Raw genomic sequence first — 20,132 nt, 5'->3', positions numbered from 1 at the left:
CACTGTTTTTTTATTTCCTAAGAAATTTTGTTTCGCCATCATCTTTTGTATGAATTTTCCATATTGGTGAAATGGCTTTTCCTTGAAAACGATCTTTTGCTACAGTGTACCAATAATAATCTTCATTTGGCTTTAAGCCTTTCCACTCAAAGCTTGCTTTTTTGCCGCTTTTTACGCCGCGCGCTTCTCCTAGAAGAACATTCGTATACACATTGAGTTCAAAATAATTGGTTTTGACAGATTTCATTTTCGGTGTCAAATCTACATCGATTGAAAATTCATCCTGATCTCCATACGTTTTAGGATCGTAAAAATGCTCTTTATTCAAGTAAGGTGAATATGTCGTAAAATGAAGCTGATTTTTTTGTTGATCGGCTGTTATCACCCTCATAAACCCTTGACCACCTTCAGGTCCTGACTGATAATCGGCGAGTATTTGATATACTTTCCTGTCTACTTTTCCATCATGATCATCATCAAGCTCATCCACTTTCCTGCTTGCTCCATGGTAGTGACCGCTAAATACTGCCACAATATTAGGATGGCGTTTCACCACTTGATGGAAGATGAGATCGCCAATCGGGCTTCGATTGCCGCTCACTAACAAATACTCATGGAAATTTAAAATGACAATACGATCTGGATGCTCAGAAATAACACGGTTTAGCCAATCAATTTCATCTTGCTTAATCCCCCAGCCCATGTACACCATCATATAATCATTGCCGCCGGCAGAGATAAGATCATAATGACCCTTATTGTTTCGATAGGATTCACCATAGTAAGGCTTATCAGCAAAGCGTTTTTCCCCGAAATATTTCCCGTATTCCGCATATAAACCGTCCTTGTGCCTAACATCATGATTTCCTGCTAAAACACCATATGGAATTTGATTCTCATCTAATATACGCATAAATGTATCAGCACGGTGCCATTGCTTATCCTTTGAATCATCCACAATATCGCCTGTATGGAACACATACTGAATGTTTAATTTTTCCCTCTGATCTCTGATCCATTCGACCATTTGTTTAAAGATATGTGGATAGCTCTTTGCATAATATTGGGTGTCAGACATCCATACCATCTTATATGGCTTTTGTGATTTGCTGATTTCATCCTGTACTAGCAAATCAAACGTTTGATTCTTCATGTACTGTCTCACTGACAGCAGCCCTTTCAGGTAAAACTCCTTTTGATCCTTGGCAAAGTGATGAGTGATTTTATCCCACTTTTCCTGCTGGTGATTCCATGCATACATTGTCACCTTTCTCCCTGACAATGAACTCCCTTTCCATACAGCTTCGACGACATCCTTTTCACGTACATCATGATGAACCTTAATTTGAAAACGATGATAAGGAAAACGCTGTAAATCCTTCGTTTCAACTGCTTTCCCATCAACAAATGCAATGCGGTTCCTTTCTTGATCAGAAAAAATCATTTCTCCTTTTTGAAGAAAACTCTTTGGCGGCTCTGTCTCTGCTGCATACTTAAAAATCTTCATTGAAGGATGAAGCGATGTATATTGATAGGCACGATAAAAAGAGTAATCTAACTTATCATTCGTTGGATCCTTGGTTAGCACAATTTGTTTTGATGATTTCATTTTCGTCTTATCTGCCACCCGTTCTGGTGTTTCTGGATGCTCATGTACCGTCTTGAACTCTTTTTTCAACGTCGACATGTTCCCAGCAGCGTCTTTTGCTTTGATCGTAAACGTGTGCTTCCCAGGCTTTAATTCACTAGAGGACGTCTGATATGGCAAAGAAACTGGTTTACCATCTACATATGCCTTCAACTCCTCTATATCACTCCAACGATCTGTTACCTTTGCTTTTAATGTAAAGGCGCCTTTATATTGATCCTTTGCTTGTACGTTGGTCTTAATTCTCGGCCCAGTGTTATCAACTTTCACATGTACTGAAACATGCTCTTCTGAGGTTTTGGCCTCAATTAAGTGCGTCCCCTCTTTCAGCCTTCTTGTGTTCCACTTCATATAGGTTGAAACATAAGCCTCTTTTGGAATCTCAAATTGAAATGTTCTAACCTTTTTTGCGTTCCCGCTGTCTCCCATCCTCCATTCTTTTTGCGGCTTCGCATTGATTGGCTGAATTTGTGTTCCATTCGATAAGATCATCCTGACGTTTTTCAATTCAAAATCATCATGATTCTCTCCAGGCAGCCGGTCTATCGGAGAAGACTTTGTGCCAGCGTGGAATGAAATCGTTTGGAGACCTACCTTTTTTATCTCTTCTTCTGGTATTGGCATTGTATAGGTACGATACACTTTTGTCGAATCATCAAAAATAGAAAGTAAACGCTTACCTATAGATACACCATTTTTAAAATATAAATTTGTTCCTTTGACATCAAATGCGATATATGGATCTGCTTCAAGGGCAGAGGATACTTGCTGATTCCGGTTTCCATCTATCCGTAATTCGATGCTTTTTTTCTGATCAGACGTTGCCTTTAATGAAAATAACCCTGAAACCGTATCTCCCTCTTCTACATTGAATCGGAGACCGTGGGCTTTGCTGACCTGCTCCACATCAATCGTTCTTTTCAACGTCTTCGCTTCATTTTCGCCGTCTGACGCTTTAAGCTGATATTCCAATTGGTCCTTCCCAATCAACTCAGGTGAATAAATAATATGATGAAATAACCGGTCATTATGGTCTTTTTGCAGCAGTATTTCCTTGAACGCATCTTTTCGATTCGTTCGATAGCGCAGCTTGACGGTTTTCACGGCCTGATCATCTTGGACACCTGCTTTAATCTCTACGCTTTCAGTTGGTTTCACCGGTTTCCTTATCGTCATATCTTCAATCACAGGTTTATGGATATCTTGAGAAATTTCCTTTTTCTCGGATGGAATTTGTGCTTTTAGCACTTTACCTGGCGTGGGTTCTTCCTCAATTTTCGAAATTAGCTTCATCTGTGTCGTACCATCCATCGGATACTTAAACAGCAAGGATTTATGCTCGCTAAACCATGATGGCTTCAAACGAAATGCGGCAGAAGAAATCTCTTCACCTATATTTGTTGTGATCGAAACAAGACGTGATTTAGAGTTGGACAGCCCTTTGCTCTCGATAATGGATAGATGCTCGCCCTCTTTTAATTGGCTTTTGTACATGGCATTAAAGTCCGCTGCAGTTAAATGCTCCTGCCCTTTTTTTCTCAGCCAGAATACATAAGGTTTTCCAGGTGAAATGGTGACTGGATTTGCGTGAAAGGAATATACATCATCCATTTCAATGCCCTGTGCAGGATTGCGGTAGCGGAGCTGATAATGTTTAAGAGAGATAGGCGCATGTGTCGTGTTATACACTTCGATAAACTCGAAAGCATCTTTGCCTTTTCGATTTTTTGAATTGACGACAATTTCTGTGATGAATAAGTCCGGAATATGTGAAATATCTTCTTCAAATCCATTTAAATGAACCGATTTCTCTGCCGTTTTGATTACTGATTTTTGCGTAAGGAACTCTGTATAGTAACGAACGGTTGGATTCCATAATTGATCTGGTGGAATTTTCGCTGTAAATTCTGGCTTCATCCCTGGCAGCCGTTCCATTGGAATCAAGCGGTACCCCAGTTCATCACTTTGTTTATAATACAAGTTCGCAGACAAAATCTGTTCTTGGTCACTAATGGACGCACGAAACTGTAGATCATGACTTTTTCCTAGAACCGGGCGGACGTCCACATGAAATTGGTCAAAGATAAAAGGAGAAAAAGGCTTGTCCGGTACATTCACTTCTTTTTGAAGAAAAGGCCCTGCTGAAGCAGGCTGACTGAAACAAAAAAGAATGATAAAAAAACAGAAAAGCATGATTTGTCTGCTCACATTCACCATCTTGCACCGCCTCCCTTCGGATATTGTGTCTCCTGAAGGTGGTTTTTATGTCAGATGGAATGAAGAAACGATGCAAAATTGCACAAAAAAACCGTTAGCTTTTTTTCGCTAACGGCTCTACAATTCCTTTTTGTATCAACAGATGGAAAATGGACAAAATGACAGCCATCCAAATGGCCGTTCCGAATCCATCAATGTTAAAGCTATCTCCCATAAAGCTCGATGTCATCATGAGTGTAATGGCATTGATGACAAATAAGAACAATCCTAGTGAAAGGACGGTCACTGGAAGCGTTAAAATGATCAAAAACGGCTTCACTAAAATGTTGAGCAAGGACAAAATGATACTTGCCACAATGGCTGCGCCAAAACCTTCAATATACACGCTCCCGAGTCCAGGCAGAATACCCGAATCAAAATATCCAGCAATGACGATTAAAAGTAATGCATTTACTAAAATACTGACGATCCATCTAAGCATTTATTTAGTGCCTTCTTCCGGAACAACAAAATACCAGATGAAGTAGATCAGGAAGATCGGCATAAATGCTGTCAAAAATCCGATGATGACGGTTAAAATGCGAAGCAGGGATGCATCCACACTTAAATATTCCGCAAGTCCACCAACAACACCCGCTATTTTTTTATCTGTTGCTGAACGATAAAGTTTCTTCATGTAGAATCACTCCTTGTCTGATTGGTGCTTTACTTGTATTGAGCCTGTTTTTGTTTCTGCAAAAATGGATATACTGTGCGCCGCTTGTTGATTGGCTTTGATCATTTTCTCTTTTTGTAATGTTTCATTTTTTTCTTTAATCATCTCTGCATCAAGTAAATCGTGAGAGATAGACCCGAGATTGCTTTTCAGCTCAGCGGTCACTGCACATGCACGCGGGATCTGAACGTCCACACTGCCTGTTGTCGTTTTCGCATAGATGGAACGGCACTTTTCATCTGACAGCTGAACAGCAATATTTCCATTAAAGCTTTGGGCATCAATTGATTCACTTTTCCCGCGCAGGTCTATGAGCCCATTGATGGTTTCTACTTCAATCATACCACACTCGTGATCTGCCAGTTTGATTTGTCCGTTTGCTGTTTCAATTCCGACTTTTTCTGCTTGTAACGAAGCAAAAGAAACAACACCGTTTGTCGTTTTCGCGGCAAGTTCTTTTGTCTTTAGCTTTTCCCCGCGAATCGGCCCATTAAACAGCTTGACCTTGACCTTATCGTATTGGATACGCGGTACGTACAATGTAACATTGACTTTCATCGTCTTCTTTTCGGTTCGAATAAAAAATTTATCTCCTTCAAGCCCGCAGTCCAATTGATTGAGAAATTGCTGTCTTGCCTGCTCCCCATCCTCTGCACGGTAGATTTTCGCATGACACTCTGCTCGAATATCTCGATCGTCCCAAGGCATCACATTGAGGCTGCCGTTCGCTAATTGAATATCTAAATGAGAGAGCGATGCGTCTTTGAACTGAAAAATGTGCTCAACATCAACGGACTGTCCAAAGTTCAAATCAAGATCCACGTCTTTTACCTTTTTCACCGCAGAATCTAACCAGCCAAACAGCTTTGCCCCAAGATTTTCAGTGCCGTTTCCTTTACTCTCTGCTCCAGCCTTTTCTTCATGAAAGGTGTGATCAGCCGTAGACTTTTCTAATGAGACGGACTGACCTTCTTCTAATTTTTCTAGCAGCGTAATTGCTTCTTTTGCTGATAATACTCCGTCTTCTACTAATTTTAAAATTCGTTCTTTTTCATTCATACAAAGCCCTCCTAAGATTTGATGGATTGAAGTACTTTAATACCTTGAATGATATTCCAAATGACAGAGATCAAAAAGCCAATGACTACTAAAAAAGACAAGATGAACACCGTCATGACTGGAATAAGCGAGTCGCCTGCCTGTGTCGTCAATAAAAATGGGATAGACCCAAAAATCAACAGAATGCATGCTGCGACCGGCAAAAGATGTGACCATAATGCCCGCAATGCGTGCCGTTTCGTTTCCTTTTGGTCTACTACAAAAAACGCCACGATCGGTACGATAAACGGCATAAATAATACACTAAAATAACAAATAGAAGCAATAATCGACTGATCTCTATTCATATATATTCGCTCCTTCATAACGAAAATCCCTTTCTAACTCATACGTTTATTGCGTATAAAAAGTTTCAAAATCATCCGATTTACATATGACCTTAGACACAAATTATTTCTTTTTGCACCTAAGAGTAGATTCTTCACAGATTACCCTTTAAAATATGTTGAAAAGATGGTGATTATCATTATAGGGGGTAATTATTTTGACAGATCATCATAATTCAAACCACACGGCTCAAGCGCTTTTAGACCTTATACAGAAACAGAAAAGCATGAACAGCGATATGATCAAGGAGCTTGAGACCATTCATCCGTCTCATCCAAAGTATGGTGATATCCGTTATTTAAAGGTACTGCTCGACAGCAGCAGCACCCATATTTTAAAGGATTTAACGCACCTCAGTAATTTAATGCCGAAGGAAGATGTGCAATAAAAGAAAAACCCCTCTTATCGAGGGGTTTTCTTTATGAAGAAGTCACACTTTCCGTTTCTTTAACCAGCTGTTTCATGCGCTTACGGTCACGCTCTAAAATAGGCTTCAAGTATTGACCTGTGTAAGATGCTTCTTCTTTTGCAATGTGCTCAGGAGTGCCAGAGGCAATGATTGTTCCGCCGCCTGCACCGCCTTCTGGTCCGAGATCAACGAGGTAATCAGCAGCCTTGATAATATCAAGGTTGTGCTCAATGACCAGTACCGTATCCCCGTTCTCAACCAAACGCTGAAGCACTTTTAATAAACGGGCAATATCATCCACATGCAGACCTGTTGTCGGCTCGTCCAAAATATAAAGAGACCTTCCGTTTGAACGGCGGTGAAGCTCAGATGCCAATTTCACGCGCTGCGCCTCTCCTCCCGACAATGTCGTTGCAGGCTGTCCAAGTGTAATGTATCCAAGCCCCACATCATAAATCGTTTGAAGCTTCCGCTTAATTTTCGGGATATTCTCGAAAAATTGGAGTGCGTCCTCCACAGTCATTTCAAGCACATCAGCAATATTTTTCCCTTTATATGTGACCTCAAGAGTTTCGCGGTTATACCGTTTCCCGTGACACACTTCACAAGGCACATACACATCTGGCAAAAAGTGCATTTCAATTTTAATGATGCCATCTCCGCGGCACGCCTCACAGCGCCCGCCTTTGACGTTAAAACTGAATCTGCCTTTTTTATAGCCTCGTACCTTTGCTTCGTTAGTTTGTGCAAACACATCCCGCACATCATCAAAGACACCTGTATACGTAGCAGGGTTCGATCTAGGTGTACGGCCAATTGGAGATTGATCAATATCAATGACCTTATCTAAATGATCCATTCCTTTGATTTCTTTGTGCTGCCCTGGCTTCGCCTTCGCTCTGTGCAATTTTTGCGAAAGTGATTTTAATAGAATTTCATTCACAAGCGTACTTTTCCCTGAGCCGGATACTCCGGTCACAGCTGTAAAGACGCCCAGAGGAAACTTCGCATTCACGTTTTTTAGGTTGTTTTCTTTTGCACCTTTTATCTCAATATAGCGGCCGTCAGGCTTTCTTCTCTCAATTGGCAGCGGGATAAATTTCTCACCAGATAAATATTGTCCTGTTAATGATTTCGGGTCCTTCATGACTTCTTCTGGCGTTCCAGCTGAAATCACTTCTCCCCCATGAACTCCTGCTCCAGGTCCAATATCTATTAAATAATCAGCGGCTAGCATGGTATCTTCATCATGCTCGACGACAATTAGTGTGTTCCCGATGTCACGCATGTTTTTCAACGTCCCGATCAACCGGTCATTATCGCGCTGATGCAGACCAATGGATGGTTCATCTAATATATAAAGAACACCTGTCAACCTTGACCCGATTTGAGTCGCCAGGCGAATCCGCTGCGCCTCTCCGCCTGATAGTGTCCCGGCCGACCGGCTCAAATTCAGATAATCTAATCCCACATTATTTAAGAAAGACAAGCGCTCTTTGATTTCACGCAAAATGAGCTGGGCAATCTGCAAATCTTTCTCAGACAACTCGATTTTTTCATAGAAATCAAGGGCATCAGAGACAGACAAATCGGTGATTTCTCCGATATGCTTGCCATTGATGAGAACCGCCAGCGTTTCTTTTTTCAGACGATTTCCTTTACATGTCGGACATGGCTGATTCGCCATATATTTTTCCATTTGCTCACGAATATAATCAGAGCTGGTTTCCTTATAACGCCGTTCAATATTCCGAAGAACGCCTTCAAACTCAATTTCATTTTCACGTACCTGACCAAAATCATTTTCATATTTAAAATAAATCCGTTCAGATCCGCTTCCATATAAAATTTTATCGAATAAATGCGATGGGATATCTTTCACAGGGATGTCCATGTCGATGCCATAATGTGTACATACGGCCTCAAGAAGCTGAGGATAGTATTGCGAGCTTTGCGGCTCCCATGGTGCAATGGCATGTTGACGTAAAGTCAGATCCTTATTAGGAATGACAAGCTCAGGGTCGACTTCTAGTTTGGAACCGAGCCCATCACAGCTCGGGCAGGCACCAAAAGGACTATTAAATGAGAACATTCTCGGCTCAAGCTCACCAATAGAGAACCCGCAATGCGGACAAGCATGATGTTCGCTGAATAACAGCTCTTCTTGTCCAATCACATCAATCATCACTCGGCCTTCGCCCAGCCGCAGCGCGGTTTCAAGTGAGTCAGACAGACGAGCAGCCACGCCTTCCTTCACCACGATACGATCAATCACCACTTCAATGGAATGCTTCTTGTTCTTTTCAAGCTCGATATCTTCTGAAAGGTCTTCCATCTCTCCATCGACTCTCACTCGCACATAGCCCTGCTTCCGAATTTGATCAAGTACTTTCACATGTGTTCCTTTACGGCCGGATACAACTGGGGCAAGCACTTGTAATTTCGTTCTTTCAGGATACTCTAAAATACGATCTGTCATCTGCTCAATCGTTTGTGACGTAATTTCAATCCCATGTATAGGACAAATCGGTTTTCCGACTCGAGCATACAAGAGACGCAAATAATCATAAATTTCAGTGACAGTACCAACTGTTGATCTAGGGTTTCGGCTCGTCGTTTTCTGATCAATACTAATCGCCGGAGAAAGACCTTCAATGGCATCTACATCCGGTTTATCCATTTGCCCAAGAAATTGGCGTGCGTACGCTGAAAGAGATTCAACGTACCTGCGCTGACCTTCTGCATAAATGGTATCAAAGGCAAGCGACGATTTTCCTGAACCAGATAACCCCGTAATGACCACTAGCTGGTCACGCGGGATATTCACATCAATATTTTTAAGGTTGTGGGCTCTAGCACCTTTCACCTCTATTCGTTCCATAGCCATCAGGCAATCATCCTTCCGCTTTTAGCTCTAGCAATAGATCTCTTAATTCTGCTGCTTTTTCAAAATCAAGCGCTTTTGCTGCATCTTTCATTTCCATCTCGACTTTTTCGATCACTTTTTCTCTTTCTTTTTTGCTCATTTTCGAAAGCTTTGGTGCTGCTTTTGTTTCGTATTCTTCCGAATCCTCATGTATCTTTGTTGCCTTAATAACATCTCGAATTTTCTTATGGATCGTTTGCGGGGTAATCCCAAATTTCTCGTTATATGCTTCTTGCTGTTCTCGTCTTCGCTTCGTTTCTTGAATCGCAATGTCCATCGATTTCGTCATATTGTCTGCGTACATAATGACCCGGCCTTCTGCATTTCTCGCTGCACGGCCAATCGTCTGGATGAGGGATCTTTCAGAGCGCAAAAAGCCTTCTTTATCCGCATCTAAAATGGCCACGAGCGACACCTCTGGAATATCCAGTCCTTCACGAAGAAGGTTGATTCCAACAAGCACATCATATTTACCGAGACGCAAATCACGGATAATCTCAATCCGCTCAAGGGTCTTAATTTCTGAATGCAGGTAATTCACCTTGATTCCGATTTCTTTTAAGTAATCAGTAAGATCCTCAGACATTTTCTTCGTCAATGTGGTCACGAGCACACGCTCATTTTTCTCAATTCGCGCATGAATTTCTCCAATTAAATCATCAATTTGTCCTTCAATCGGACGGACTTCAATAATTGGATCAAGTAATCCTGTTGGGCGGATAATTTGTTCCACAACCTCTGGCGTTTTCTCAAGCTCGTATGGACCAGGCGTTGCTGATACATGCACAATATGATTGATATGCTTTTCAAACTCATCAAAGGTGAGCGGTCTATTATCAAGTGCTGATGGCAGGCGGAATCCGTGATCAACCAACACTTGCTTTCTCGCTTGGTCCCCGTTGTACATGGCGCGGATTTGCGGAATCGTCACATGCGACTCATCGACAACAATCATAAAATCATCTGGGAAATAATCAAGCAGTGTGTACGGTGTTGAACCAGGAGGACGCAAGGTCAGATGTCTTGAATAGTTCTCGATTCCTGAACAAAAGCCCATCTCTCTCATCATCTCAAGGTCATATCTTGTCCGCTGCTCAAGGCGCTGCGCTTCAAGCAATTTTCCATTTTCACGAAGCTTTTCGAGCTGTTCTTCAAGCTCTTGTTCAATATTAATAATTGCCTTTTCCATTTTTTCTTCTCTTGTGACGAAGTGAGATGCTGGGAAAATAGCCACATGATCACGATCACCAAGTATTTCTCCAGTCAGCGCATCCACTTCACGAATACGTTCAATTTCATCACCGAAAAACTCCACTCTGATACAATGCTCATCTCGTGAAGCAGGAAAAATCTCAACGACGTCTCCTCTGACTCGGAAGGTTCCACGCTGAAAATCTATATCATTACGAGAATACTGAATATCGACCAGCTTACGAAGGAGCTGATTGCGTTCAATCTCCATTTCAGTGCGCAAAGACAGCACAAGCTCTCTGTATTCCTCTGGCGAACCTAAGCCATAAATACAGGACACACTGGCAATAATGATGACATCTCTTCTCTCAAATAACGAGGACGTAGCCGAGTGTCTTAGCTTATCAATCTCATCATTGATGCTGGCATCCTTCTCAATAAATGTATCGGTCTGAGGTACATATGCCTCTGGCTGATAATAATCATAGTAACTCACAAAATATTCAACAGCATTATTCGGGAAAAATTCCTTGAATTCGCTGTATAACTGACCGGCAAGTGTCTTATTATGCGCAATGACAAGTGTCGGTTTGTTCACTTCTTTGATCAGGTTGGAGACAGTAAAGGTCTTTCCCGTACCTGTTGCACCTAACAGCGTTTGATGCTGTTTCCCCTGATGGATCCCCTCAACAAGCTTTTCAATCGCCTTTGGCTGATCTCCTTGGGGCTGATAGTTAGAAACTAATTCAAAGCGGTCACTCACATCAAAGCCTCCGTTTCGTTACGAAATCTATTTAATGAATATATTATCATAAAAGAACACAAAAATACGAACTAAAGTTCGGCTCTTACTTGATTTTTATTTCCAATACAGTCATACCCTCTCTCCCATGGCAAATAACCCTCTTAAGAAAGCCTTCCTTTCAGTATGGAACATTCTGGGGTGAGATATTCGATGAACAGAAAAAGAAAGCTGTGCTTACTAGAAATCGTAAGCACAGCTCTTGTTTAAAACATGTCAGCTTTCGGCCATCATGCTCTTGATGACGATGTCATCATTGATGCTTTTCAGCTTTTTCTCTCTTTTCGATTTCTTTTTTAGCCATAAACAAAGCCCCAGCTACTAAAGAAATAATATCTAATCCCACAATAAAGTAGGTTTCTGTATAGCCTTTCATGTACGAAGCAAATAAAAGCGCTGCTGTTAACGCAATGCCCACGTAATGATTATAAGTAACCTTTGAAAATAAAATAACGAGCAGGAAAGGAAAAACTAGTGCAAATATGGCTTTTGTAATCACAAAAACCCTCCCTCTTCATGGTCTACTTCCTTGATTATAGTAAAGATTGGCATAATGAACAATTCACAGTTTTCAATTTCTCCTTTTTTCTTCATGTTCGGAGACTTTTGTTATAGAAATAGAAGGAAATTAGTGAGATCGTCCCCTTTATAAAGATAGGTCTTTACGTCTTTGACAATAACATCCAATAAATTCTATGATTAAAATGATAGTGCGCACTATCATTTTAAAAATATAGAGAGACATACAAACATTGGCTATTTGGATAAGGGGGCATTCCCATGTATTCAGTTTTATTTCATGCGGCTGAAGAATCCGCATCACTCGCAGGGGCAAAAGGCCTAAATTTAATCAAATTAAACAATCACGGCCTGCCAGTCCCAGATGGATTTATTATCAAAACCAAAAGTTTTGCAAGCTTTCTTTCATATCACAATCTGCAGCTATCAGAACAAAAACTTGAACAACAAATCAAAGAAGCACCGTTTCCTTCACAAATGGAAACAGAGCTGCTTTCGTCTTTTCAATCATTGCTGAAGACTTATCCCTCAGTTGCAGTCCGCTCCTCTGCTGTTGCTGAAGATCTCGAAGGCGCCTCATTTGCAGGACAGTATGAGACCTATTTAAATATCAAAACAAATGAAGAATTTTTACAGGCGGTCAAAGAATGCTGGTCTTCTTATTTTGCAACGAGAGTCGCACAATATAAAGAAGAGATGGCTGAAAACGAAGAAGACATGCCGCTTATGGCTGTTGTCGTTCAAGGATTGGTCCATTCTGACGTCTCCGGTGTCATCTTTAGTGAGAATCCAGTATCGGGGAAAACAAATGAAATGATGCTGACCGCAAGCTACGGATTGGGAGAAGCAATTGTCTCCGGTCTTGTGACACCAGACACATATATTGTAGATAAAGAGAATTTTTTGATTGAAAAAACACTTGGAGCGAAAGAGCTGCAAATTGTTCCTTTTCAAGAGGGTGTCATCGAACAGCCAGTAGCGGAGAAAATGGCTGGCCAGTTTTGCCTAAATGATGATCAATTGAAGGAAATCACACAAATCACGAAACAAGTAGAAGCGCTTTACGGACATGGAGTCGATATCGAATTTGGAATTGCAGATGGGGCGTTTTATTTACTTCAAGCAAGACCGATTACCACAGCTCTCCCAAAAGCAGTAAATGAAACAGCGGGTGCTTCTTTTCAAATGCAGCCAGAAGAGCTGCATGATTTCTGGATTTCAATGGATGATCATATGCCTGGTCCAACGAGCCCTCTTTTCTCAAGCCTGATCATACCAGCCTTAAAAAGCGGGATGAAGAAAAACGGAGAAAAGTATCGAGTACCTGATATGAACATCAAAGATATAAAGCTTTACAGAGGCCACCTATACTCAGCACCGGATCTACCACAAACGGAAGATGGAGCTGCACCTGTTTTTGATGAAAGTATATTTGAGTTATTTCCGCATTTAAGTGAACGGATGTATGAGATTCTAGAAAAAAATTTCTTTCCATTTTACGAAAAACTCGATCGCCAAATAAATGAACCTATGACCATTGAAAAAGCCATTATTGGCTTTGAAGAATTAAAGGATTTTTATATACAAGCATATGATGATCATTTTGATATCATCATGCCACAAGTCATTCTATCATCCATAATCGAAGACATGCTTGTGACGTATACCGGTGATCAAACACAAGTCGTCTTGCTGCACGAAATGATGATAGGCGTAATGAACAAATCTCTTGAAATAGATAAGATGCTATCGGATATAGCAAAGGAAGTCCTTCAAGATCCAGAACTTCATCAAACATTTATTCAGCATGAAAAGAACTCAGAGCTTTTGTATGCACTCAATCACTCGAAAAAAGGAAAACACTTCATTTCCAAATTAGAGGAATTTCTCCAGGTTTACGGCTGGCGATCTGTTAAAAGTCATGACTTTACGGAAGAAACATGGATAGAGAACCCTGAGTATATATTAGATATCATTAGAAATAACATTCAGTCCCAATGTGATTTTGATGAAGAATTTGCAAAAGCAGTGATCAAAAGACAAGAGACGTATAAACATTTTATGAGTCAAGTGAAGGATGAGTCGTTTAAAACAAAATTTGAGATGCTGTATCAATTTGCCCTTCAAGCAGCGAATATCCGAGATGACCACCATTTCTACATTGATGCCATGTTAGATGCTAAAGCCCGGGTATATCTATTAAAAATTGGTGAACTTCTTACACAAAAAGGAGCCATTCCTCATCAAGATGATATATGGAATCTCTATGATGAAGAGGTACACAAAGCGCTCACAACGTCTACCTCATTCGAATCGGTTGTCCAGCAAAGAAAAATAGAAATGAAAGAAAATGAAGACATTCAACTCCCAGCTTACACAGGCACACCAACTGAAGCTGAATTGCAGCAAGTGGAAAGAATGCTTGGTTCGTTAAGAGAAAACGAAAACAACACAAACAATGTGATCCATGGAATTGGCGCATCCAGCGGTATTGTTTCTGGAAGAGTAAAAGTCATTACATGCGCTGAAGAATTCTCACAATTTCAAAAGGATGATATTTTAGTTTGCAAATCGACTACACCCTTATGGACGAGCTTATTTAGAGATGCAAAAGCAGTCATCACAGATGCTGGAGGCATTTTATCTCATTCAGCTATTATTGCTAGAGAGTATATGATGCCAGCTGTCTTAGGGACTAGAAGAGCGACTGAAACACTCCAATCCGGTGACCTTGTGACAGTAGATGGCAGCAATGGACGCGTTCAGATATTAAAGCAGCATTCACGTTCATAAACTTATCATATTGGCGGTCATAGATTTTATCGGTATACTTACTTTGTTGCAAACACATTCATAATCTGAGGTGAGTATGCTTGTTAAAATCTACAAATCAACGAATCATTCGCGCAACAATGGATTTATTAACTGAAAAGGGCTATCAAAAAACAACAACCAAAGAAATAGCGACAAAAGCGAATGTGAGTGAAGCAACTATTTTCCGCAACTTTAAAAACAAACGTGGCGTCATTGCTGCCATTATGAAGATGAAATCATTACCGACAAAAACCCTAGAAGCAGAATTTAAAGGCGATTTATACACCGATTTAAAGTTTCTCGGTACCTATTTCCTTGAAAATTTAGCTTCCAAAAAAGAATTTATTTATATCAGCATGCGAGAACCGGATATGTTTAAGGATTTAACGAATCATGAAAAGATATATCCTCAAGAACTGAGAGAAATGCTGATACAATATTTCAAAAAGATGGGTGCCAAGCATCATGTATTAAAAGGAAAAGAAGACATTTATGCAGACATCTTCATTAGTACGTATTACGGATTTTTCATTCAGCAGCTAGAGCAAGATTTCCAACTCGTGCTCACACAAAAAGAAGATTTTATTGAGACATGCACACACATTTTCATGAGAGGAATTTCCCCCGCTTAAAGGGTGAAATTCTTCTTTTTTACAAAAGGTGGTATACACATTGAGGTTAAAAAAAGAGAGTTTGGTCATCTATTCTTTGTTGCTTGGGGCTATACTAGTTCCAGTCAACTCAACGATGATCGCAGTTGCTCTATCATCCATATCAACGTATTATGATCAATCCCTTTCAAACATCACTTGGGTTGTCACAATTTATCTTATTGTCATGGCAGTCACTCAGCCTATTGCTGGTAAGTTAGGAGATATATACGGACACCGGCGAATGTATTTAATTGGGGTCACGCTCTTTTTAATTGGCTCGATTGGATGTGCTTTAGCACCTAATCTAGCTTTTCTCATCATTTTTCGTTCCATTCAAGCAGCTGGTGGTGCTATTTTAACACCGAATAGCATTGCATTGATTCGTGCAACAGTATCCCCCGAAAAACTGTCTAAAACAATGGGATACTTTGGGTTTGGAGCCGGTATTGGTGCCGCACTTGGACCTTTTATTGGTTCGATTCTTATTCAGAGTTTTGATTGGCACTCTATATTCTTTGTAAATATCCCATTCTTGTTCCTTACACTTGTTACAGGCGTATTACTCATTCCAAAAATAAACCATACACGCTTACAAATAAATGTCGACATCATTGGTTCATTGTACTTAACCATCGGGATTGCCACACTCATTCTATGCACAAAAAGCCAATTGCTCAATGAATACTTGATCTATGGAATTCTAGCGTTGATCGTGATTCCTTTATTCTTTAAACACGTACGGAAAGTAAAGAATCCGATCATTGATTTGTCGCTTTTTAAAAACAGTTCATTTACAAATGCAAACCTGTCGATCATGTTAAGTAATTTTGTGATGTATGCCATCCTTCTAATTATGCCGCTGTTTATGGAACAACAACTTGAACTTTCTCATACACAAAGCGGTATTATTCTATCAGTATTTTCTCTTTGCATGTCTATTAGCGGCTTGTTAGGGGCAAGACTCCATCCGAAAAAAGGCGCGAAAAAAATGATTGGCTTTTCATTTCTCTGTCTCACTTTATCAGGCATCATGTTAATCACACTCAGTCAGTACCCTACCTTACCTCTGCTTATCGTAACACTTGTCGCAGGTGGAATTTCATCAGGGATTGGGATGACCAGTATGCAGATGGCTTCTTTAACATCTGTTGATCAAAGCTTATCTGGTTCAGCATCTGGTATTTTCTCTACCTTTCGATATTTTGGCAGTATCATTTCGTCTACATTGATTGGGATCATGAGTGGTTTTCAATCTTTATTTATTGTATTAATGGGTGCAGGCATTCTTGGTTTCTTTTTATCTCAACGTGTAAAAACCAAATCAACCTCTCCATCATCTGAACATTCCGCCTAATGACTCCCTTGCTCTATGTCTATTTAGAGCGGGGAGTTATTTGTATCACTGTAAACTATAGCGAGTGCAGCTATCAAATCCTGAAAATCATCTTTTAAAGAAGAGAAAATGGCATAATTCCAGACAAAAAAAGAACTTCAGGTGCAAATGGTCTCCCTCACTCACCTAAAAGCTTTTTTTCATTCTTTTCAGCATAGATAACTTCAATTTTTTTTCACAATTTTTGTGGTATGATTTTGAAAATAGAGAACGCAAAGGAGCGGAATAATGGAACGTGTGAAATATGTTTTAATCTGTTTATCAGCTCTACTTTTATTCCTGACAGGCTGTGGAAAAGAACAGCAATTTACGCCGCCAGGCAGCTCTCAAACCATCGCTGTCATCTCGCAATTAAAAAAAGCCTCCTTTTCAATAGTTGATATACAAAAAAATAAAATGCTCTCTTCTGTGGATTTGAAACACCCACTCACTGATCTTATTCAAATCAATAAAGACGTCATCATCGCTACAAGTAAAGAGGAAGAATCCCTTATCGAAATTAATTTAAAAAACGGGACAGCAACAGATTATATGGACGTGGATAAAGGACTGACTTCCCTTACATATGATAAAGCTTCTCATACATTAATTGCTGCCAACTCACAGAAAAATGTCGTTTATTTTATTGATACGGAGCGTAAAAAAATAAAATCGACTGTGAAAACCGAAAAATTACCTTCTTCTATGACTCTTTCTTCATCAGGTATTTTATTTGTTTTAAATGTCGAAAGTCATACTGTCTCCGTCATAGATATAAAAAAGGGGGAAAATATACGTACGTTTTCTGTACTTGAACGGCCTTCTGGAATTCATTTTGATGGACAGTCCATTTGGATCGGCGGCCATGGTAAACAAGGCACCTTAAATAAGAGTATTTTTGCTTATGACCCTAAAACAGGAAAAAAACAGCGAGAAATAAAACTAGGCGTTATGCCTGTTGCATTTTTTTCAGAGAAAAATTCTTCTACTTTATATGTACTATGTCATGGAGATCATACGCTATACAAAGTAGATACCAAAACAAATAAGCAGCTTGCTTCTGTTGAAACTGGTCAAAATCCAAATTATATCACCGCTGATACGACATCAATTTATGTGAGTAACTTGGATGACAACTCAGTATCCATCATTGATAAACACTCACTTATCATGAAAAATCAACTGAATGTCCCATCAGGACCTTATGCTATCGTGTTGGAGGAAAAGAAATGAAGGAACAAATGCGTATTTTAATCGTAGATGATGAGCTTGATATGCTTGAGTTAATCGGGTCTTTTTTAAAGAGACATGGCTTTCACATTACTACTGCGAATAATGGAAAAGATGCCTTGTATCAGCTTGAAAAGGAATCTATTGACCTTGTTGTATTAGATATCATGATGCCTGACATGGATGGATTTGAAGTCTGTCAGCGTATTCGACAAACATCTCAAATTCCAATTTTATTTTTAACAGCGAGGAGTTATGAGGAGGACCGAATTAGAGGCCTTGAAATTGGAGCAGATGACTACATCATGAAACCTTTCAGTCTGCGTGAGCTTGCAGCAAGAATTGAAACAACCCTGAGACGAATTAGAGGTCTTTCGCTAAAGCGCAGCCGAATACAAATTGGTGACATGGAGATTGATCAAGATGGCAGACAAGTTTACCTCCATCAACAGCCCGTTAATTTAACAAGAAGAGAATTTGATTTACTCATGTTTCTTTTGCTCAACCAAGGACAAGTGTTTTCAAGAGAACACCTTTATCAAAAATTGTGGGAATCACATTCAACGAGCGGCTCTTTAAGAACAGTCGATACACATATCAAAACGCTGCGACTGAAATTAAAGGAAGCAGAACGATATATTAAAACCGTTTGGGGTGTCGGCTATAAGTTTGAGGAGGAAGAATGAAGCCATTATCGATTAAAAAGAAAGTACTCTTCTTAATCCTTGCAGTAATCGGAATCGTTGCAGCCTCAGCGCTTGCCCTTACCTTTTACTTATACCAGCATTTATATATTGATAAACAGATCGATTCCTTAAGTTTGCAAGGTAAGAAGCTGGCAGAAATCTATCACACACACGGGAAAGACAAGTATTTTACCGACAGAATGAAATGGGCAAATGACTCAAGTCAGGCGAACGTTATTTTTACAGATGATCCAATGGAACTTTCAAGTGGACTTCCTTTTGATACGGACACAAATGACAATCTCATTACGTTCAAGGAACGCCAAAAGCTCCTTCAAGGTGAAACCGTCGTGTTAATTAGAGAACACCCGAAGTTTCACCAAGATATTCTTGGCATCGCCATTCCTGTTTTCTCAAGCAATGATGATCTATCGGGAACTATTTTCCTCTCTATGCCATTATCAGATGTATATGAGCCCTTTGTCCAAATTAGATTGACGCTTGGTATATCCATCTTATTGATTTTGCTCCTGATATTCTTGATCGGTTATAAGAGCTCCAATCACATTGTGCAGACAATTAATAAAATGAAAGAAATTGCAATGGAAATGGAATCTGGTGATTTCTCAAAACGAATGGCCGTAACAAAAAAAGGAGATGAGTTAAACCAGCTTAGCCGCTCCTTTAATAAACTGTCTTCAACTCTCGAAAAAGTTGAACAACACCGCAGAGAATTTCTTGCGAATGTCTCTCACGAACTTAGAACGCCTTTAAGTTATATGAAAGGCTATGCAGAAGGAATTGAAGAAGGGATCATTGATCAAAAGAAAGGGATGCAAATCATCCAAGATGAGGCCACACGTTTAAGCCGTCTTGTGCACGATCTTTTAGATCTTGCACAGTTAGAAGGAGACTCTTATCCACTAACGATGGAGCCAATTGTCTTTGCACAGCTGATCCACGATGTTCTTGATCAAATGGCATTCGTCGCAGGCAATAAAAGCATTACTTTCAAACGAATGCTTGAAGAGGATTGTATTGTTTATGGTGATAGCGACCGTCTCCAACAAGTGATACGTAATTTACTGGACAATGCCATTCATTACACGCCATCTGGGAAATCAATATCGATTGAATTACAAGCTCACCAAAGTGTTGCTCAATTGAGAGTGACTGACGAAGGCAATGGTATTCCAAAAGAAGATCTTCCACATGTTTCTGAGCGATTTTATCGTGTAAATAAAGCACGAACAAGAAAAGATGGCGGCTCTGGCCTTGGATTAGCCATTGTCTATCAAATCATCAAAAAACACCATGGGACATTCAACATTCAATCTGAGCCTGGCTTTGGTACAACAGCCATCATTCAACTTCCCAATGCTCCATTCAATGAGAGCTCACCTACTCTATAGCTACTCACATATTTTACTCTCATTGGAATCACTATTTTATCTGATAAATTCAGTATCCATAGAACTTTCTACAACTTGAACAGCTCTTTTCA

15 protein-coding genes are annotated in these 20,132 nt (G+C 40.0%); 7 read left to right on the top strand and 8 right to left on the bottom strand.

The features are described 5' to 3' along the window. Window positions 1-10: 10 nt before the first annotated feature. From V6Z54_RS10215 to V6Z54_RS10195, 5 genes are all read right to left on the bottom strand, one after another. Window positions 11-3,865: a metallophosphoesterase gene (locus V6Z54_RS10215; RefSeq protein WP_338527287.1), complete on the bottom strand. Its 3,855-nt coding sequence runs from the start codon at window positions 3,863-3,865 to the stop codon at window positions 11-13. Between the two features lie 94 nt (window positions 3,866-3,959). Next, a complete protein-coding gene (locus V6Z54_RS10210) occupies window positions 3,960-4,346 on the bottom strand; it encodes a phage holin family protein (RefSeq protein WP_024423577.1) in 387 nt (128 codons plus the stop codon). Then, the gene (locus V6Z54_RS10205) at window positions 4,347-4,541 is read right to left on the bottom strand and encodes a PspC domain-containing protein (RefSeq protein WP_024423578.1); all 195 of its coding nucleotides are present in this window, start codon (window positions 4,539-4,541) and stop codon (window positions 4,347-4,349) included. A 6-nt stretch (window positions 4,542-4,547) separates the two neighbouring features. Continuing rightward, window positions 4,548-5,639 carry a DUF4097 domain-containing protein gene (locus V6Z54_RS10200; RefSeq protein ID WP_269102590.1) on the bottom strand — a complete coding sequence of 364 codons (1,092 nt, stop codon included), beginning with the start codon at window positions 5,637-5,639 and terminating at the stop codon, window positions 4,548-4,550. An 11-nt stretch (window positions 5,640-5,650) separates the two neighbouring features. After that, the gene (locus V6Z54_RS10195; protein WP_024427655.1) at window positions 5,651-5,986 is read right to left on the bottom strand and encodes a hypothetical protein; all 336 of its coding nucleotides are present in this window, start codon (window positions 5,984-5,986) and stop codon (window positions 5,651-5,653) included. 197 nt (window positions 5,987-6,183) lie between these two features. Between V6Z54_RS10195 and V6Z54_RS10190 the strand changes: the two genes are divergently transcribed. Then, window positions 6,184-6,414: a hypothetical protein gene (locus V6Z54_RS10190; protein ID WP_073978935.1), complete on the top strand. Its 231-nt coding sequence runs from the start codon at window positions 6,184-6,186 to the stop codon at window positions 6,412-6,414. Window positions 6,415-6,445: 31 nt separating this feature from the next. On the opposite strand, the gene uvrA is transcribed toward V6Z54_RS10190, so the two are convergent. From uvrA to V6Z54_RS10175, 3 genes are all read right to left on the bottom strand, one after another. Beyond that, a complete protein-coding gene (uvrA, locus tag V6Z54_RS10185; protein WP_338527286.1) occupies window positions 6,446-9,322 on the bottom strand; it encodes an excinuclease ABC subunit UvrA in 2,877 nt (958 codons plus the stop codon). A 7-nt stretch (window positions 9,323-9,329) separates the two neighbouring features. Further along, window positions 9,330-11,315, bottom strand: coding sequence for an excinuclease ABC subunit UvrB (gene uvrB, locus V6Z54_RS10180; RefSeq protein WP_039181713.1), 1,986 nt, complete (start codon window positions 11,313-11,315; stop codon window positions 9,330-9,332). 292 nt (window positions 11,316-11,607) lie between these two features. Next, window positions 11,608-11,853 (bottom strand): CsbA family protein, encoded by a 246-nt coding sequence (locus V6Z54_RS10175; RefSeq protein ID WP_025093987.1) that lies wholly within the window; start codon window positions 11,851-11,853, stop codon window positions 11,608-11,610. A gap of 281 nt (window positions 11,854-12,134) precedes the next feature. Between V6Z54_RS10175 and V6Z54_RS10170 the strand changes: the two genes are divergently transcribed. The 6 genes from V6Z54_RS10170 to V6Z54_RS10145 all read left to right on the top strand — a co-directional run bounded on the left by V6Z54_RS10170 (window position 12,135) and on the right by V6Z54_RS10145 (window position 20,040). Next, the gene (locus V6Z54_RS10170; protein WP_338527285.1) at window positions 12,135-14,666 is read left to right on the top strand and encodes a PEP/pyruvate-binding domain-containing protein; all 2,532 of its coding nucleotides are present in this window, start codon (window positions 12,135-12,137) and stop codon (window positions 14,664-14,666) included. 80 nt (window positions 14,667-14,746) lie between these two features. Continuing rightward, window positions 14,747-15,319 (top strand): TetR/AcrR family transcriptional regulator, encoded by a 573-nt coding sequence (locus V6Z54_RS10165; protein ID WP_041088087.1) that lies wholly within the window; start codon window positions 14,747-14,749, stop codon window positions 15,317-15,319. A 40-nt stretch (window positions 15,320-15,359) separates the two neighbouring features. Then, on the top strand, window positions 15,360-16,694 hold the full coding sequence (locus tag V6Z54_RS10160; protein ID WP_041088085.1) for an MFS transporter: 1,335 nt from the start codon (window positions 15,360-15,362) through the stop codon (window positions 16,692-16,694). A gap of 267 nt (window positions 16,695-16,961) precedes the next feature. After that, window positions 16,962-17,945, top strand: a complete 984-nt coding sequence (locus V6Z54_RS10155) for a YncE family protein (protein ID WP_338527284.1) — start codon at window positions 16,962-16,964, stop codon at window positions 17,943-17,945. Next, window positions 17,942-18,628: a response regulator transcription factor gene (locus tag V6Z54_RS10150; protein WP_041088081.1), complete on the top strand. Its 687-nt coding sequence runs from the start codon at window positions 17,942-17,944 to the stop codon at window positions 18,626-18,628. Before V6Z54_RS10155 ends, V6Z54_RS10150 begins: the two co-directional genes overlap by 4 nt. Then, window positions 18,625-20,040, top strand: a complete 1,416-nt coding sequence (locus V6Z54_RS10145; RefSeq protein WP_338527283.1) for an ATP-binding protein — start codon at window positions 18,625-18,627, stop codon at window positions 20,038-20,040. Before V6Z54_RS10150 ends, V6Z54_RS10145 begins: the two co-directional genes overlap by 4 nt. Window positions 20,041-20,132 lie beyond the last annotated feature (92 nt).

The organism is Bacillus sp. MAG717A (assembly GCF_036884855.1).
In the GTDB taxonomy this organism is placed as follows: Bacteria; Bacillota; Bacilli; order Bacillales; family Bacillaceae; genus Bacillus; species Bacillus safensis.
The sequence above is the reverse complement of the archived record's forward strand: the minus strand, read 5'-3'. Positions and strand labels throughout refer to the sequence as shown.

What these genes read in the sequence shown, in the direction of transcription:
- V6Z54_RS10150 (WP_041088081.1), top strand. Translation starts at nt 17,942, where the DNA reads ATGAAGGAACAAATGCGTATTTTAATCGTAGATGATGAGCTTGATATG.
- V6Z54_RS10145 (WP_338527283.1), top strand. Translation starts at nt 18,625, where the DNA reads ATGAAGCCATTATCGATTAAAAAGAAAGTACTCTTCTTAATCCTTGCA.
- V6Z54_RS10195 (WP_024427655.1), bottom strand. Translation starts at nt 5,986, where the DNA reads ATGAATAGAGATCAGTCGATTATTGCTTCTATTTGTTATTTTAGTGTA.
- V6Z54_RS10155 (WP_338527284.1), top strand. Translation starts at nt 16,962, where the DNA reads ATGGAACGTGTGAAATATGTTTTAATCTGTTTATCAGCTCTACTTTTA.
- V6Z54_RS10210 (WP_024423577.1), bottom strand. Translation starts at nt 4,346, where the DNA reads ATGCTTAGATGGATCGTCAGTATTTTAGTAAATGCATTACTTTTAATC.
- V6Z54_RS10205 (WP_024423578.1), bottom strand. Translation starts at nt 4,541, where the DNA reads ATGAAGAAACTTTATCGTTCAGCAACAGATAAAAAAATAGCGGGTGTT.
- uvrA (WP_338527286.1), bottom strand. Translation starts at nt 9,322, where the DNA reads ATGGCTATGGAACGAATAGAGGTGAAAGGTGCTAGAGCCCACAACCTT.
- V6Z54_RS10200 (WP_269102590.1), bottom strand. Translation starts at nt 5,639, where the DNA reads ATGAATGAAAAAGAACGAATTTTAAAATTAGTAGAAGACGGAGTATTA.
- V6Z54_RS10215 (WP_338527287.1), bottom strand. Translation starts at nt 3,865, where the DNA reads ATGGTGAATGTGAGCAGACAAATCATGCTTTTCTGTTTTTTTATCATT.
- V6Z54_RS10170 (WP_338527285.1), top strand. Translation starts at nt 12,135, where the DNA reads ATGTATTCAGTTTTATTTCATGCGGCTGAAGAATCCGCATCACTCGCA.